Annotated in this window: 19 protein-coding genes; 5 read left to right on the top strand and 14 right to left on the bottom strand. The window is 36.1% G+C overall.

Annotation, left to right across the window (positions count from 1 at the left end):
• The 3 genes from LQV47_RS05890 (at position 1) to LQV47_RS05880 (ending at position 2,082) form a co-directional block, all read left to right on the top strand.
• A complete protein-coding gene (locus LQV47_RS05890) occupies positions 1-432 on the top strand; it encodes a type I restriction enzyme HsdR N-terminal domain-containing protein (RefSeq protein WP_230034826.1) in 432 nt (143 codons plus the stop codon).
• Between the two features lie 138 nt (positions 433-570).
• On the top strand, positions 571-1,182 hold the full coding sequence (locus tag LQV47_RS05885; protein WP_230034824.1) for an HAD family phosphatase: 612 nt from the start codon (positions 571-573) through the stop codon (positions 1,180-1,182).
• Positions 1,183-1,338: 156 nt separating this feature from the next.
• Positions 1,339-2,082, top strand: a complete 744-nt coding sequence (locus tag LQV47_RS05880; RefSeq protein ID WP_230034822.1) for a dienelactone hydrolase family protein — start codon at positions 1,339-1,341, stop codon at positions 2,080-2,082.
• Between the two features lie 91 nt (positions 2,083-2,173).
• Here LQV47_RS05880 and LQV47_RS05875 read toward each other — a convergent pair whose 3' ends face one another.
• The 9 genes from LQV47_RS05875 to LQV47_RS05830 form a co-directional block, all read right to left on the bottom strand.
• Positions 2,174-2,554 (bottom strand): PEGA domain-containing protein, encoded by a 381-nt coding sequence (locus tag LQV47_RS05875; RefSeq protein ID WP_230034820.1) that lies wholly within the window; start codon positions 2,552-2,554, stop codon positions 2,174-2,176.
• A 160-nt stretch (positions 2,555-2,714) separates the two neighbouring features.
• Complete coding sequence (locus LQV47_RS05870; protein ID WP_230034818.1) at positions 2,715-3,086, bottom strand: cupin domain-containing protein; 372 nt, start codon at positions 3,084-3,086, stop codon at positions 2,715-2,717.
• The gene (locus LQV47_RS05865; protein WP_230034816.1) at positions 3,083-3,610 is read right to left on the bottom strand and encodes a GNAT family N-acetyltransferase; all 528 of its coding nucleotides are present in this window, start codon (positions 3,608-3,610) and stop codon (positions 3,083-3,085) included. Before LQV47_RS05865 ends, LQV47_RS05870 begins: the two co-directional genes overlap by 4 nt.
• A gap of 3 nt (positions 3,611-3,613) precedes the next feature.
• Entirely contained in the window at positions 3,614-4,216 is a 603-nt protein-coding gene (locus LQV47_RS05860; protein ID WP_047485699.1) for a DUF2911 domain-containing protein, read from the bottom strand.
• 29 nt (positions 4,217-4,245) lie between these two features.
• Positions 4,246-5,289, bottom strand: coding sequence for a methylated-DNA--[protein]-cysteine S-methyltransferase (locus LQV47_RS22535; protein ID WP_354960383.1), 1,044 nt, complete (start codon positions 5,287-5,289; stop codon positions 4,246-4,248).
• Positions 5,290-5,291: 2 nt separating this feature from the next.
• Complete coding sequence (locus tag LQV47_RS05845) at positions 5,292-6,056, bottom strand: isocitrate lyase/phosphoenolpyruvate mutase family protein (protein ID WP_230034815.1); 765 nt, start codon at positions 6,054-6,056, stop codon at positions 5,292-5,294.
• Positions 6,057-6,199: 143 nt separating this feature from the next.
• Positions 6,200-6,712 (bottom strand): methylated-DNA--[protein]-cysteine S-methyltransferase, encoded by a 513-nt coding sequence (locus LQV47_RS05840; RefSeq protein ID WP_230034813.1) that lies wholly within the window; start codon positions 6,710-6,712, stop codon positions 6,200-6,202.
• Positions 6,713-6,755: 43 nt separating this feature from the next.
• Positions 6,756-7,304, bottom strand: a complete 549-nt coding sequence (locus tag LQV47_RS05835) for a DinB family protein (protein ID WP_230034811.1) — start codon at positions 7,302-7,304, stop codon at positions 6,756-6,758.
• A gap of 55 nt (positions 7,305-7,359) precedes the next feature.
• Entirely contained in the window at positions 7,360-7,878 is a 519-nt protein-coding gene (locus tag LQV47_RS05830; RefSeq protein ID WP_230034809.1) for a Crp/Fnr family transcriptional regulator, read from the bottom strand.
• 70 nt (positions 7,879-7,948) lie between these two features.
• Between LQV47_RS05830 and LQV47_RS05825 the strand changes: the two genes are divergently transcribed.
• Both LQV47_RS05825 and LQV47_RS05820 read left to right on the top strand, forming a co-directional pair.
• Entirely contained in the window at positions 7,949-8,803 is an 855-nt protein-coding gene (locus tag LQV47_RS05825; RefSeq protein WP_202269563.1) for a hypothetical protein, read from the top strand.
• 295 nt (positions 8,804-9,098) lie between these two features.
• A complete protein-coding gene (locus LQV47_RS05820) occupies positions 9,099-10,121 on the top strand; it encodes a hypothetical protein (RefSeq protein WP_230034807.1) in 1,023 nt (340 codons plus the stop codon).
• Positions 10,122-10,429: 308 nt separating this feature from the next.
• Here LQV47_RS05820 and LQV47_RS05815 read toward each other — a convergent pair whose 3' ends face one another.
• The 5 genes from LQV47_RS05815 to LQV47_RS05795 all read right to left on the bottom strand — a co-directional run bounded on the left by LQV47_RS05815 (position 10,430) and on the right by LQV47_RS05795 (position 16,956).
• The gene (locus LQV47_RS05815) at positions 10,430-11,488 is read right to left on the bottom strand and encodes an alpha/beta hydrolase-fold protein (RefSeq protein WP_230034805.1); all 1,059 of its coding nucleotides are present in this window, start codon (positions 11,486-11,488) and stop codon (positions 10,430-10,432) included.
• Positions 11,472-12,746, bottom strand: a complete 1,275-nt coding sequence (locus tag LQV47_RS05810; RefSeq protein ID WP_230034803.1) for a PepSY-associated TM helix domain-containing protein — start codon at positions 12,744-12,746, stop codon at positions 11,472-11,474. The genes LQV47_RS05815 and LQV47_RS05810 overlap by 17 nt, the downstream gene beginning before the upstream one ends.
• A gap of 191 nt (positions 12,747-12,937) precedes the next feature.
• Positions 12,938-15,106, bottom strand: coding sequence for a TonB-dependent receptor (locus tag LQV47_RS05805; RefSeq protein ID WP_230034801.1), 2,169 nt, complete (start codon positions 15,104-15,106; stop codon positions 12,938-12,940).
• A gap of 236 nt (positions 15,107-15,342) precedes the next feature.
• On the bottom strand, positions 15,343-15,840 hold the full coding sequence (locus LQV47_RS05800) for a hypothetical protein (RefSeq protein ID WP_230034799.1): 498 nt from the start codon (positions 15,838-15,840) through the stop codon (positions 15,343-15,345).
• Between the two features lie 276 nt (positions 15,841-16,116).
• The gene (locus LQV47_RS05795; RefSeq protein WP_230034797.1) at positions 16,117-16,956 is read right to left on the bottom strand and encodes a prolyl oligopeptidase family serine peptidase; all 840 of its coding nucleotides are present in this window, start codon (positions 16,954-16,956) and stop codon (positions 16,117-16,119) included.
• Between the last annotated feature and the right edge of the window lie 30 nt (positions 16,957-16,986).

The following is a 16,986-nucleotide window of genomic DNA, read 5'->3' as shown; positions in this document are numbered from 1 at the left end:
ATGGAACTTCCAAAACTGAATTTTCAGGAAACTTTTGATTTTAAATTCAAGAAAGACAAAGATAAGTTTTTTATTTATGATTTGATTCGTAAAACTTATCTTCTCCTTACTCCTGAAGAATGGGTAAGGCAGCACTGGGTACATTATTATCTCACTGTAAAAGCCTATTCTGCATCAGCCCTTATTACAGAAAAAAAGATCATTTTAAATGGACTTACCAAGAGGATTGACCTTCTTATTACAGAAAAAACAGAGCCTGTCATCCTGATTGAATGTAAAGCTCCGCAAATTAAATTGACGGAAAAAACATTTGAGCAAACAGCCCGGTACAATTCCGTTATTGGAGCCAAAGAAATTATCCTGACCAATGGGCTTCAACACATCAATGCCTATTATGAAGACGGACAGTATCGGTTTTATAAACCAGAGTAGATAAATACTGCGTAAAAACTATAATATCACTCCCTCCTCACGAATAATACAGTTGTAATCGTGAGAATTCCCCTCCTCTGGAAGGGTGGCGAAAATTCAAAGAATCTTTGACGGAGGTTCACAAAAATATTAATTCATATGAAAATAAAAAACATTATATTCGATTTCGGAGGCGTACTGATGGATTGGAACCCCAGGTATTTCTTCAAAGATTATTTCAATGACGATGAAAAAATGGAATATTTCCTTGAAAACATTGCTCAGGACGAGTGGAATATCGAACAGGACCGGGGAAGAAGCCTTTCAGAAGGAACAGAAATCCAGGTGAAGAAATTTCCGGAATGGGAAAAAGAAATTAGAGCGTTTTATGATAACTGGACCGTCATGTTGAAAAGTGACATTCCCCAGAACGTAGAAATTCTGAGAAAGCTTAAGAATACAGACTACCAGCTTTTCGGACTGACCAACTGGTCTGAAGAAACCTTCCCTTACGCATTGGAAAACTATGATTTCTTTCAAATTTTTGAAGGAAAAATTGTCGTTTCCGGAACGGAAAAACTGATTAAACCGGATCCTAAAATATGGCACGTTTTATTGGAAAGATATAATATCAAGGCTGCCGAATCTGTTTTCATTGATGATAATTCTAAGAACATCGAAATGGCAAAAGATCTAGGTTTTATCACTATTCATGTTACCCCGGATACCAATCTGGAACAGGAACTTGCCAGTTTAGGAGTTACCCTATAAGGTCTTCCGAATAAAATATAAATCTCCTCAATTAAGTTATTTTAAGTAATTTAGTTGAGGATTTTTTTATTGACATTGTAAGGAACAAAATAATGAAACAGCCTCATTTGTAATCCGCAATTCACTATAAAGTATATTATGACTAAATTATAAAATATGGTACGTTCAATCTTATTAACCACATTGATTATGGCTTCAGGAACGCTTTTCAGCCAAAAACTTGCCTCCATTTCCTATCAGGACGGCTCCCAAAAACTGAATGGTTTAATCACTTCCAATGCAGGAAAAAAACTGCCCGGAGTTTTAATTCTTCCGGCCTGGAAAGGTATTGACGAAGAAGCTAAAACGGCAGCCTTAGAGCTTGAAAAACAGGGATACATTGCTTTCATCGCTGATATTTATGGGGAGGGAAAGATCCCTGTTGACAACGATGCAGCCGCTAAAAGCTCAGGGTATTATAAACAGAATTATAAGGAATATCAAAAACGAATCGGATTAGCACTGGACCAGCTGAAGAAAAACGGAGCTATTTCCGATAAGACAGCAGTGATTGGATATTGTTTTGGAGGAACAGGAGCTTTAGAATCTGCCAGAGGTAATTTACCTGTTGCAGGAGTTGTTTCTATTCATGGAAGTTTGGGAAGAGATCAGACCAGAAAAAATGAAAAGCTAGCGGCTAAAATTCTGGTAGAAAATCCGGCAGATGATAGAAGCGTAACACCCGATGATTATAATAACCTGATCAAAGAAATGAACGAAGGAAATGCCGATTGGCAGATCATCACTTATGCCCATTCAAAACATACTTTCACAGATCCGAAATCTCCGGATTACAATGAAGTGATGGCCAAAAGAGCATGGAATCACACATTGATGTTTTTGAAAGAGATCCTGAAGTAAACCATTAGTTCAACAGAAATAACCTAATACAGTACATATAAAAGGCAAATTCACTCTCGAATTTGCCTTTTGTTATTTTTATTTTAATTCATTAAGGTTTAGCTTCCAGTTCAACGTCATATTTTTTAGGAGAATATTTGGTCAAGGAACCTGTTGCAGCATCAATTCCAATCCCTATAGCTCCACCCAAAAGGATGTTCAGCAAAGTGACCGGGTTAAAAGTCTTCGTTAGTTTTATCTCCTTATTATTAAAACCTTCTTTTTCAAATGTTACGGTTTGCTTACTCAATGATCTTGAGATTTCAGCAGTACATGGGGTCATACATTTTTCCACTCCTTTATGGAATACTTTTGCGCCTTCAGGGCTGGAATTGAAAGTGATTTTATCCTTAGTACCGGTAAACATACTTGCGCATGAAGTGGCAGAAAGGGCAATACCCATCAGTAATACAATTGATAAATTGTTTTTCATATATTTTAAATAGTTATTATTTTTTTAAGTCCGCGAACTTACAAAATAATTAGAGATAACAAGCACTACTATTGTGAAAAATCCGGCATTAACAGGTATTTAAATAAACAAAGCAATCTCAAAATTGAGATTGCTTTATTAGATTCTAAGTGTTTATATTCTAATCTACTCCTTCCACTTCCCTATTGACCAGTTCCATAGAGAATGCAGGAAGACAAATAGCCAGATATTCGCAAGGTTCTGAAAAGGGATTACTGTAACGTATTCTTGCTCCTTTTTCAATAAGAATGCTTTGCCCTTTTTCCAGTTCTACAATTTCACCATCAATTTCAAATTGTTTCTTTCCTGAAATAATATAGGTAAATTCATCAAACTCCGGAGTCTGATGAGGCTCGCTCCACTCCGGAGGTGCCACCATATGAGCAATGGAAACATTGGAATTTCCGGTTGAGTTCCCCCAGTGCTCTTCAATCAGCTTACCATCTGTAGTAGGAACTATAAATGGCGATTGCTGGATTTTATATTTTTTCATGTCCAATTTTCTTTTTTGATTTCATATACAAAGTTGGTTCTTGTAGGTTCAGCAAAATAGGCAACTTCCTCTTCTGCTATTTTATTACCTCCCAATTTTTCTAATGCTTTTTGTGAGCGGAAATTTTCTTTTCCGATATGGAAATGAACTTTATCTACGTATTGGAAAATATAATCCAGCATCAGCTTTTTAACCTGCGGATTAATTCCTTTTCCCCAGGATTTTGTTCCATAGAAAGTATAGCCCACAAAAATATGACTGTCATTTTCATCAAAGTTGTAGTAGCGGCTGCTTCCCAACACATCTCCGGTAGCTTTTTCAATGATTTTAAAAGCTCCACCACTCTCCATAGCACCCAGAAAAAAGTTTTCAAACACGTCCCTCTGGTAACGGTCTTTATTGGGATGCTGCTCCCAGACCTTAGGATCGGAAGCTACTTCATATAAAGATTCAAAATCCCCTTGCTGTAAGGGGATTAATTGAAGTTCATTATTCTCTAAAACAGGCTGAACAGAAAAATTCATAGTTTAACTTTTTTTAGTAGAATCTGATTCTATTTTCTTGATTTCCTTCAGTTTATCAGAAATTTTAATCACGGTATCCAGTTTAGAGGGCTTCAATGGAACTTCTGCCTGAGCCATGTCCCATTTGATCACTAAATTTCCTGAGTTTTCATCTGTAGGATTCAGGGTAATTTCAAACCACTCCTGTTTATCTGCTAATTTATTAACAGGCACGGTAACATCTACTACATCCTGTTTAGGGTCGTAAGTATAAGCGCCCCACTGTTGGAAGTCCTTATTCAAAATTACTTTCCATTCTTTTTCTGTAGGAACGATGAATAATCCGTAAGTTCCTGCCGGAACTGTTTTTCCGCCAAAATTAACGGCCTGTCCGAATGTAATTTTTGTAGACGAGTTAGCTCCCGCTCTCCAAACTTGTCCGTAGGGAACCAATTCCCCGAAGATTTTACGTCCTTTCACTCCCGGTCTTCCGTAATCTATAGAGATCTTAGACATTGAAAACTGCTGTTCTACCTTCTGACGCGGGCTTGCTGCCGGTACGGAATAATCCTGTGCAAAACTGAATGCTGAAACAGAGATGCAAAGTGCAACTAATAACTTTTTCACGTGTAAATTTTTGTTTAAAATTACGAAAATCAAAACAAAATAGCTTTCTCTAATTCCAATAATTTTTGTTTTCTCCAGATTCCTCCACCATAACCCGTTAATTGACCATTGCTTCCAATTACACGGTGACAGGGGATGATAATGGATATTTTATTAAAGCCATTGGCATTGGCTACAGCCCTCACAGCCTTAGGATTTCCCAAAATATCGGCCTGTTCCTGATAACTCCTTGTCATCCCATAAGGAATGGTCTGCAGGATATCCCATACCTGCTTCTGAAAGGTGGTTCCCACGGGGGAAAGAGGAACAGTAAATACGGTTCTTTTTCCTTCAAAATATTCGGAAAGTTCTTTTTCCAGGGTGATAAAATGAGGATTTTCCCCTTGTACAATGTTGGCATTAAGATGTTTGGAAATACTTTTCAACTCTGTAGGGAGTGCTTTTCTATCGGAAAACTCCAGGAGGCAGATTCCCTTCTCATCAGCACAGGCGATCATGGTTCCCAGCATGGTTTCAATTCTTTTGAGATCAATAATCTTTTCTATTCTGTTATTTTTAGGAGATACACCGAAAATATTTTTAAAGCTTTCATTGAAGCCGCTAAGACTCTCATATCCAGTTTCAAATGCTACTTCTGTAACTGATTCCCCCTGTTGAAGTTTTTTAAATGCGGTATTCAGCTTGGACATTCTTTGAAAGGTGTGAAAGGTAATTCCATGATGTTTCAGGAACCACCGTCGAACAGTTGCAGGCTCCAACCCTCTTTTCACCAGATCATAATCTTTAAGTTTTAACGATGGATCCTCAGAAATTTCCTGTAACAGTTTTTTTATATGCTCAGGGGTTACATCAGGATTTTCCAGTGGTTTACATACTTTACACGGACGGTATCCTTTTAATATAGCGTCTTTTGTATTGGTAAAAAACTCTACATTTTCAAATTTGGGTTTGCGTGCCGTACAGGTTGGCCGGCAGAAAATTCCAGTGGTCTTTACCGCCATCCAGAAGATCCCTTCAAATGAAGAGTCTTTATGAAAAGAAGCCTCATACATTATTTGATCAGTTATTTCCATGATTAAGCAAAAAGAGTAGCAAAGCTTTTATTGTTCTTAATATTTTCACTCATTATTTCCAGCTGTTGGTAAACGTATCTGTTTAAAAAAGCTCCGGAAGTAATTCTTTTTACCCCTAGTTTTTTAAGGACACTAAAATCCGGGAGTCCTGGTACTGCCATAACATTTACAGGAAGCTGGGTAGCGCTTACCACTGCCTTTATATCATTTTCATTACTAATGCATGGTACAAAGACTCCGTCAGCTTTAAGCTCTTCGAAGAGCTTCACTCTCTTTAAAGTTTCTTCCAATGCATTTTCCATTCCCAACAAAAAAGGATCAGTTCTTATATTGATAAAAACGTCACTCCTTCTATCTTTCAGTGTTGAGAAAATATTCTTCAGTTTTTCTGCAAATACTTCTCTATTCAAAAGCTGTCTTCTACCATCCACCACATAGGTATCTTCCAGATTAATTCCTGCAATTCCTATTTCCAGAAGCCTTATTATATTAGATACAATGATCTCCTCTGTATTTCCGTATCCGGATTCAAGATCCACAGATAAAGGAATAGAAACCGACTCTTTTATTCTTTTAATGATATAAAAGTACTCTTCGAAGCTCATCTCCTCCCCGTCTTCATATCCTAAGCTCAGAGCCATTGCCGAACTTGAGGTCGCCAATGCTTTACAGCCTGATTTTTCATATATTCCGGCACTTTGTACATTCCATACATTGCCTAATAACAACGGTTCTTCACCCTGATGTAACTCTTTAAAACTGATCATTATTATTTTTCTTCAAATGTATCAATATTGCCAGGCGGTATGCAACCGAAAAATGAACAAGTATTTTTGAAGCAAAGAAAATATGTGAAGACTAGTGCTAAGCAGGAAATCTCAGTATTATTAACCATTTTTATTCTTTATTCTTAAAACAAAATAGCTTTCTCCAGTTCCAATAATTTCTGTTTTCTCCAGATTCCTCCCGCATAGCCTACCAGATCGCCATTAGAGCCAATCACGCGGTGACACGGAATTAAAATGGCAATTTTATTGATACCATTGGCTGTTCCTACTGCACGGATGGCCTTCGGATTTCCTAAAAATTCGGATTGCTGTTTATAGGTTCTTATTTCTCCCATTGGAATTTCACGGAGGAGCTGCCATACTTTTTCCTGAAATTCCGTTCCTGTGATGAATAGTGGAACTTCAAAGTGCAGTCTTTTTCCATCAAAGTATTCTTTAAGCTCTTTCTCCAGCTGTATGAAATGGAAGTGTTCCTTTTCTACTATTTCAGCATTCAGGACTTTTGACAGAGATTTAAACTGCTTTTCAATATTCTTCCGGTCTGTGAATTCAAGTAAACAGATCCCCTGATCTACTGCGCAGGCTATCATTTCTCCAAGCGGAGTTTGTATGGTTTTTTGACAGATGATTTCCATTAGTTTAAAATTACTACTTTTTTAGAATTCATCAATCAATGTTTCAAATGTTCTTCAAAACTTTTCCGGCCTGCATTATATGTCTTTCGTTATGATAAATAACAAATCGAAAGGTATCCCCTAATTTCAGGCTGATCCATTTTGAAATACTGATTCCTGTTTTTGTTTTCTCCAGATCAATATGTCCGGCTTTTTCCAAAAGTTCAAGCATCTGTTTTTGCTGCCTGATAAACTCGTCAATAACACTTTTATTCAACTGACTATGAATGGGATTCATCGCTTTAAGTGTTTTCATCTTATTGATTTTTTCTTTAGGAAGCATCGTTTTAGCAAAATAATTTCCTAAAATACCCGGCTTAAAAGTTAATTGGGAAGAAGTGACAGAGGAAGAAATTTTACGACTGATTTCCGGAATATAGAATTCTCCATAGCGGTTGAGATGTTCCAGGCATTCAAGGACACTCCAGCTATCTGCTGATATCCTGAAATTTAACTCATCTTCAGTTTTCCGTAAGAGCATTTCTGCATACTGAAGATGTTGTTGGGTCTTATTTTTCAATTCATTCAACAATTGTGAAGTTGAAATTTTCATAGTCATTTTTTTATGCAAATATCCAGATCGTTGGGTTCTTAAATCTTGATTGAACTCAAGATTTTTTAAGCCTGGATAATGTTTCCGGCGACATCCTGAGATAGTTTGCAATATATTTATTGGGAATCTCCTGGAACAGCTTGGGGCTTCTTCTTAAAACTCTTTCATAACGTTCCCGCGGAGAACTAATCAGCAGATCCTTTTCTCTTTCCAGCTGTTGCAAAACCAGCTCTTCCAGGACCTGTATCCACATCTTCATATGCTCTTCATCCGACTGAATAACTTCATAAAAATCTTGTTTTGAGGCTCGTTTCACCTTAGTCTTTTTAAGGGCCTGAATATAAAAGTCGGATGGCTTTCCGGAAAGAAAAGAATCCAGGGAAACAATAATATTACTGGTATATCCGAAACGGATGATCCTTTCTTCATTTTCATCTGTCATAAAGATCCGGACACTCCCATTTTCTATATAATAGATATGGGTATCTGTACTTCCTGCAATTTTCAGGAACTCATTCCTCCTGAATTCTTTCTTTTCCCAGTGAAGTCCGCTTTGAAGTAATTTTTCAACCATTTCACAATATTATTTGCCGATCCAAAGATAATGGGTAAATTTAAAGTTTTAACACCAATCACTACTAACAATGCTCAAAAAAACAAATCTCCTATTATTTCTTTTTGCCGGCTATCTTGGCATTCAGGCACAGCAGACCATCCCTTTCAGAATTACAAAATACAATAATATCATTGTAAAGTCCCAAGTCAACAAAAAAGACTCACTGGACCTGATGTTTCAGATTGCCATGAAAGATGGCTCTATTTCTCCGGAACGGCAGAGAAAAGCAGACCATATTATTTTCAATAAAGAAGAAATAAGTGATCATAATACGGTGGATATTGGCCCGGTAACCCTGAAAGATGTCCGATTTTTTGACAACCAGCTCTCAGGCTATGAATCGGACGGAAAAATAGGAACCAGTCTATTTGAAGGAAAGACTTTTAAAATTGATTATGACAACAGTCAATTTGTAATCTATGACAAAAACCCTGATCTTACAGGTTATCAACCTCTTAAAATTATGCTGGATCAGGGTGTATTCATCGTGGCTGCCGATAATGTGGTTGATGGTGAGAAACAACAGGAGTCTTATTTTGCTCTTCAATCCGGATACTCAGGCGGGGTATTATATAGTAATGAGTTTACTGAAGAGAAAGAACTGGAAAAAAAATTAAAAATAATAGGAGAAAAAACACTTAAAAATTCCAATGCACAAAATTTAGCTATCAAACAGGGAATTCTTCCTTTTTTAAAATTAGGAGACTTTGTTTTCAAAGATATTTCCGTGGCTTTTTTCTCAGGAAATCTTAAAACACAAAATGTCAGCTATTTTGGTGCTGATATGCTGCGCAGATTTATATGGATCTTTGACGCAGACAGAAATACAGCTTATATCAAGCCAAGTAAGTATTATTCAGAACCTTATTATAAAATAAATTAAAACATGTGTTTTTCTAACGCAAAGCTTTAGCTTCATTATCTATATTTTTAGGGAGCAAAGGATAGAATCAACTTCGTTGATTCGTCGAAGCGTATGGATAAGCATACATCTTCATCAGCGACGAAGTCGCATCACTTTGCCCACTTAAAATAAAGCGAAATTATTCATAAACTTTGCGTTCATCTTTTTAATCAAAAAATAATTTCAAACTGACCTATTGAGTCTTGTCAACAAAATATATAAGAATTCCTGAATAAAATGTAAACAGGATCTAAAACATTACAAATAAAAAATTATGAAGAAGATTAGGATTTTCGCAGCACTTTTATTTTCCCAACTGGCGGTTATCAGCTGCAAGAAGGATGAAAAGAAGCCCACCGAAACAGCAATTACTGCTACTAATGATTCTGTAAAAACTCCAAAAGCAACGGAAGAAAAAATAGATTATAAAAATTTTAATATTTACAGTGTCACTGTAATTTCCTCCGGACAGAAAGATGCGCTGTCAGATATTTTTATTTCTGTATCAGATATTTATACCGATCCCCAAGCTATACAGAAAGAGGCTTTAAGCAATCAGAAAAATGTTTCTCCTGAGCAGCTTCAGTATATTGAGCTTGATTCAAAGCACAGAAATAAAATACTGAAAGGGCTTCATCTTACAGAGAATGATTCACTTTACCTTTACAATTATCAATTCAACAAACTGGAAAAACTTCCATTAAACAAGCTTAAAGCAGTTGCTTATTTAGATTTCTATTCTATGGAAGGTGAAGAAGTAGATGGTACTTCATACATGGTAGGATTTCAGATTGAAGCTCACAAAGAACCGGATATTAGAAATAAATATGAGAATGCTGTTGCCTATTTCGGGAATAAAAACCCTTTTGTTGAGCATAAAATGAAGCCTGTTCAATGGAAGAAAGCAAGTGCGGACATTTCAAAGAAATACTTTACGCCTTCCAAGCTTACACCCGGAGATACCTATCAGGCGAAATATGAGGATCTCACCTATTATCTGCAGGACTATCTTCAGGATGAAATGGTTCAGGAGCGCAAATTGGTAGTAGTCAATGCCCGCAATGAAAAAACATTTGAAAAAACGATTACCACAGCCGGTGGTGACGGGGCAGAATTTACTCCCCTTAATGGAATCAGTAATGATGAAGGCAATACTTCTCAATGGACCGGCTATCTGTTCAAAGAGAAACCTCCTGTAATTTTTGGATTTATTGCACAGTCTTTTGGCTGCCCTTCCATTACATTTTTAGATAAAAATCAGAAAGATTTTACAATAAATTGTGATAACAGACATTAGTAATTTACTCAGCAGTATTTATGAGAAATTCTGTCATTACAGCATATTTATCAATTGGAACGGGCTTTAGCCCGTTTTATATTTTATTAATCATCCATCGGCTTTAGCCAAAACTTATTATAATTATCTAATAATGACAAAAGAAGCTGTCTCACAACTAAACGATGTGGGTTGAGAATAATTTAAACGAAAACCCTTCTCATATAGGGGTACAGGAAAATTTCATAAAAAAGGCCGTTTTCACGAGTTGTGAGACGGCCTCTTTTATTTTTACAATTATTTAAACTCAATTCCTTATCCGCCCAGCATTATTTTACTTTAGGATAAAGCCTGCTTCTCAGATCTATAAAATACGTTTCAGATTCTTTGAACTCATTACTTTTCATAAATTTAAGCACTACATTCAGATAAGATTCTGATGGTATGAAGTCTGTTCCTGTTTTGTCAGACAGCTTTTTATAGTCTTTTTCCAACAATTCCGGATTTTTGGCAAGCTGTTTAATATCTGTTCTGAAGCCTCTAAATATAAACTTCAGGGCTTCATAATTTGCAGGATAAGAAACGGTGCCATGTACTTCTCCTTCAAAAAAACGGTGTTTATAATTCAGCGAACCATTGTTTTCCACTATTATTTTAAACTCTTCTATGGCCTGGGTCATATCGGAGTTCCAGTTTTTCTGCTGTTCCTCATTATCTGCCTGGGATACAAACAGAGACTTCTTCGCCGGAAATTTCTTATGCTTTTCAATATAATCTTTAGTTCTGGAGATCAACACCTTATTATCCCACCATAAGCTGGGATCGTTGGCAACATAGGCATTGAAATAATCGGGATGGGTAAGAAAAGTATTAATGGCGAACAGTCCTCCAAAAGAATGGCCTACCAGCAAAGAATACTCCTGAGTTCTGTAATTCTTACTGATAAAAGGTTTCAGTTCTTCCTGCATGAATTTCACAAAATTCTCACTTCCTCCACTGTCGGCAAAAAGGGTAAGATTAGGGTTTACCGGACTTTTCTTTTGCGCTTTTGTAGGGGTAAGATCTCTTGTGCGTTCTGTATTTTTAATTCCTACCACAATACATTCCGGAATATCAGCATAAGGTGTCCGGGCTAAAAAATCAGTCATCCCGACATAATATTCAAAATTAATTTCACCATCTAAAAGATAGATTACAGGATATTTTGCAGGATTAATTGTGATGTCGTCATAGGTTTTAGGAAGATGAATCCAAACTTCTCTGTTTTCATTTAAAATTTTTGAAAATAAAACCTGCTTCTCTCCCACTATTACTTTTTCCTGGGCATTGGCCTTTGAAGTAAGAATTAAAAATAGGGAAAGGCATAAAAATTTAAACCAGTTGTTCATGATGTTCGTCTTTTGTGTGTTGATGAATAGTTTTGATTTCCTTTGTTTTTTTCGCTGATTTATTTTTCCTTCCCCACCAGATCAGGAATCCCGTTACCGGAAGGCTTGTACAGATGATTCCGATAACGAAAGTGAAGATTTTCCCAAACATTCCGCCCCAATAGCCGACATGCAGGTCAAAATTCATATGTTCAATCGCTTCATGCATCAGAACTTCTTTCGGATAGATGATTTCATTTCCTGTATATTTATTGATTTCCCTGCTTTTACCGTTTGTAATACTTTTTAAGCCGATAAATTGGGCTGCCACTACATTATAAACAGTCGCTGAGTCATTTCTTGGAACACTCATCCTGATCTGTTTTGCTTCAGGAATTTCTTTAAAATTTCTATCTATAAACACCGTAAAAGGCAATGCTTTTTTTTCAGGATCAAACTTAGGATCAAATTTTTCAGCAATTTTATGGGCATCAGCTACGCCTCCAAAAACGGTTTGTGTAAGATCTGCAAGCACTTTATAAGCCATAATAAGCCCTGTGATTGTGATAAATACTGCCGGGAGCAATGAATAAAAACCGAATACGTTGTGGAAATCATAATTTTTCCTGCGCCATTTTGTTCCTGATTTTATTTTAAATGCAGTTGTCCTGGTGGTTTTATTCCATTTTTTGGGCCACCAAAGGATAAGCCCACCGATAAGCTGGATAAAAAATATAATAGAAGCAATTCCTACCACCGTTTTCCCGAACTTTCCGGCCAATAGCTGAGCATGGATGTGGGCAACAACATAGAAAAACTCATAGCTCTTTGTAGAGCCCATCACTTTTCCGGTATAAGGATCAAGGTAATGATAGGCGAATACTCCTCTGGGACCACGGCCCTTTCCTTTTGGTTTTCCTGCTTTTTCTGTATTTTTATCTTTAGGAGGTTTGGTGGCAGAAGCCACTCTAAAGCTTCGGTCTGCTTCTTTATAGGTATCAAAATAAAATGCATTGCGGTCCGGAACCTGCTGATGAAATTGGGCAAGGAGTTCTTCAGGAGACTTTTTCTTTGCATCGGCAGGAACCTGAACATATTTGGCACTTCCACCACACAGATCTATAATTTCGTCACAAAAGACGAATACTGTTCCTGAAAGTGTTACAGTCATTACAATAATTCCGGAAACAAGTCCCAGCCAGAGATGCAGCCAGCCTGTGATTCGTTTGGTCAGGGATTTTCCCTGTTTTTTCTTGGGGTTAGTTTTTTTATTATCCATATCTAATTATCCTGTTTTCTATAATTATAATTGTTGGAAAACGAAAAGACGCAGGGGTTACCATGCATACAGCTTTTAAGACGCCTGAAAATCAAGATTTCCTTGAAGAATACATAATTCCATCTCCTATAGAAAACCGCCGTTGCGTTTTCCAACAAACTATATCTTTTTTAAATAATTTTTATTTTTAATTAAAATTTAAATGCGAAGTTGGCAAGAACTTCTCTTGGCTTCTGTGGCTGGCCATAAAAGTTCCAATAAGTCTCATTCAGGGCATTATTCATTTTCAGACCAATTCTGTATTTCTTCTTATCATAGAAAATAGTAGCACCTACAGAAGTGTATGAAGGTGCCATAAAATGGTTGGTAATATTGATATAAGTTTTATCTACAAAATTGAACCCGGCTCCGAAACCTAAGCCTTCATAAGCACCATCCATAATTTTATAACTGGTCCATAAATTGGCTACATGTTTAGGTGTCCACGCAATTCTTTTTCCGGCATCTTTACCTCTGTCATCATAACGGTTATCGTTATACCCGTATCCTCCTACGATATTCCATCCTTTCACCGGGTTTATGACCACGTCCATTTCAAACCCCTGGTTTTTGATATTTCCGTCCTGCCTGCTTCCCAAACCGCCTGGATCAGCAATCACCCTGTTTTTAACCTTCATATTGTAATAGGTAATGGTTGAAAGTAATTTCTTACCGAATAAATCCAGTTTAAAACCGGCTTCAAACTGATTTCCCTGCTCAGGATTCCATTTTGTAAGGACTCCATCCTGGTTGGGTGAAGGGGCTATATTTTTAAAACCATTTACGTAGTTGGCAAAGAACGAAATTTCATTTTTTTTGATTTCATAGACTAACCCAAATTTCGGGGAAAACTGGGTCTGATTGTACCCGTCATTTCCGGGAACCCCGTTTCTTTTACTATCATCATTTTTGTAATGATCCATTCTTAAGCTTGCCATTACAAGGAAGTTATCTGTAATATTTAAAACATCGGAAACATAGGCACTGTACGTACTGTATTGTGATATCTCGTATTTGGTGCCATTTCTTGGAAGTGCCTTCACTACATCCCGGGAAATTGAAGTCCAGTCAGAAGTTCCATTCAGTAAAACGACGTCTGTAGGCTGAGGCTGATCTTTGTCTACAATGACTCCGTTTAAAGGATACGGAACGAATACGGAAGAATCATTTTTACCCACTTTATAAATAGGATACTGATTTTTACTATTCTGGTGGAAATAATCAAATCCTACAACCAGACGGTTTCTCAGTTTTCCTATTTTAAAGTCTCCAATAAAGTTCTGCTGAATATTATCTGTGGTAATTTTATAATTATCAAAAGGGCGGATACTTCTGCTTACAGAATTGTCATTTAAATAGTTCAATACTAAAAATATAGATTCGTTTTCGTTAGCTTCTCCTCTCTGGTAAGAGGTTCTGGAAGTCCACTGATCATTAAATTTATGGGTAACTTCAGCCATGGTAACAAAATTGGTTCTTTTTGATCCTATGTCATTGCTTGTAAATGATCTGCCATGAATGGCTGCAAGGTCTTTCATAGAGTGAAAGGTCAGCTTTTCAGACTGCCTCACGTAGGCATTCAGTGTTTTCTCCGGCGAATGGAATTCGGTATCCAATGTTACGGTAGTTTTATCACTTACTTTATATAAAATACTTCCTGAGAAAAACAATCCTTTATTGTACCCTGCATCCTGGAAAGAGTCCTGAGAATAGGCAGCCACATTAAATCTTGCTAAAGCTGTTTTCTCTTTATTCAACGGAGTATTGATGTCTGCAGTGATTCTGTTCATTCCCCAGCTTCCGGTAGTATAGTTGATGATTCCACCAAAATTTTCCTGTGGCTTTTTAGTCACTACATTTACTACTCCTCCATAATTAGCTAATGTTCCTCCAAACAGCGTTCCTGAAGGTCCTTTGATTACTTCTATTCTTTCTATATTAGCAATTTCAGACTGTACTCTCAGGTTTTGGATCAACCCGTTTCTAAAATTCGCAGAAGAACTGAACCCTCTCAGGAAAATATCATTTCCACTATCGTTCACACTGTTATTCACTACCACTCCCGGAGCTGAAGCCATTGCTGTATTGAAATCCACAGCACTCATTTCACTGATAATTTCTTTCGGAACAAGGTTATAAACAGTAGGGTTTTCAAGATTTTCCAATGGAAGCCTTGCTACTGATTCTGATTTCTTGGTTCTGTAATTGTGAGTCCCTTGCAGAGATACTGTCTGAATTTCAGCTATTTTAACCGTATCTTTTTCCTGAGCACTCAGCATAGATACGGCTAATAAAGCCGCAGAAATAATTGTCCTTTTCATTGTATAATTAAGTTTAGTATTGCAAAACTATATTATTTTTATTAATTCTAAATAAAAATATGATACAAATCATAAAATTTTCTGAATAAAAAAGGCCATAAATAAAGGGTTTCTGAAATTTCAAAAACCCTTTATGTCATCGTTTGATGATATTTAATTCTATATTTTCTTGTTTGTTCCATAATGAATGGAGTAAGTATAATAATATCTTCAGTATATTTATTGTAGTTATGTTGCTATATTATTGCAGACATCATCATCGACATATAATAATTGGCACAGTGTAAGGCATTGATCAGTACAATTTCTTTATCAGGAAATGTTTCAAAGGCATCAGAGGTTGTGATATCATATTCGTAATTTAAGGTACTCCATTTGAGGTTGGGCTTCATTACTAAAAGCTCAATTCCCTCCTGATCAGTCAATACAAATGATTCTTTAAAAATACCTCTGTGTTTAAAAAGAAGTCCATTTTTTATCCCATTAAAATAAGTCTGGACTACAATTTCTCCGTTCCAGTTCATTCTGAACTTTAAGAGTACTTTTTCATTATCTTTCAGCTCAATAGTGGTCCCCCAAAAACCCTTAGGCTCAATCTGATAGGTTACGTTTGCAATTTCTGCTATCGCATTAAAATTAAACCAGCTTCCGTAGGTAAGTTTTCCTATCAACTGGCCACCCTGTGTCACCTCAAAGGATAAAGAATTATTTGATTTTGCAAGATATTCTGCCATGGTTATTTCTGATTTGGTGGAGTTTTTATTAATTTCTAAAATATATTTAAAAACAAAGTATTTATGACCCCCTAATTTACAACCTCTTACATAAATCAGCAAAAAAAATATAAGATGTTTTATATACCAGAAAACATATTCTTATGGAAACACAAAAAAATAGAAATTTAAATATGCTTTCAGCAAGCCAACTATCTTAAAATCGAAAGACTGAAAGAAAATTAACAGCATTTATTTGAATTGAATTTACTATATTTTATATCTATCTACAGTTTTCTATTTATGTTTTTTAAACAACCATTTTGGAATTTCTTCCGTCAGTAAAAACGGAATAACAATAGTATTGTGATTGAGATAAGTGAAGGTGGTGAAAATTAGATTAGGATCTGAAGACATCCTGTTAAATAATTCTACACTTCCGATGTACGGATTTTCAGTATCTTTTTCTCCGTGAATCAACCAGATATTTTTCTTATTTATCTTTCTAAGATTCGAAAAATCCGGAACAGCAGCTACCGATACCAGGGCCGCAAATTTGTCCGGCTGAATATTCATCAGGTTTTGTGCCGTTGATGCCCCCATAGAGTACCCTATCAAATAAATCCTATCTTTATCAATATCCGGATATTCTTTTTCTACATTTTTTATCAAGTCCAATAAAGCAAAAACTTCATGAGAAGGTTTTGAAATTTGAATACTATCATTGTTCTTTTCATAATTTGAAGAGCGCTTACTGAACTGTGGTACTATTACATAACAATGGTATTTACTGTAAATCTCGTCCCTTAACCACATTTTGGCAAACGGTTCAAGCTGGTTTTCATTATCATTGCCAATTCTGGTTGAATTGTGGAAAGTGATGATTAACGGGTATTTCTTACCCTTAGCAGTATTTTTTGGAGTTAAAAGCCTGTAAGGAATCTGCATACTATCTTTTGAGAATATTTTTTTCCTGAAAACTTCAGTATTTAAACTGTTTACAACTTTCCGGTTATTTAAAAAAGTCAGGCTATCCACCTGAGTATCCCTGAATTCTTTCTTCTGACCAACTATAGAGTTTGTGGTTAAAATCAGGGAAATAATAATCAAAATAGGTTGTAAAATTTGTCTTTGCATGGTGTTTTTAAAAATTATCATTAATTTTTA

The sequence above is a fragment of the Chryseobacterium sp. Bi04 genome, from assembly GCF_918698085.1.
In the GTDB taxonomy this organism is placed as follows: domain Bacteria; phylum Bacteroidota; class Bacteroidia; order Flavobacteriales; family Weeksellaceae; genus Chryseobacterium.
This window is presented reverse-complemented; position numbering and strand designations above follow the sequence as displayed.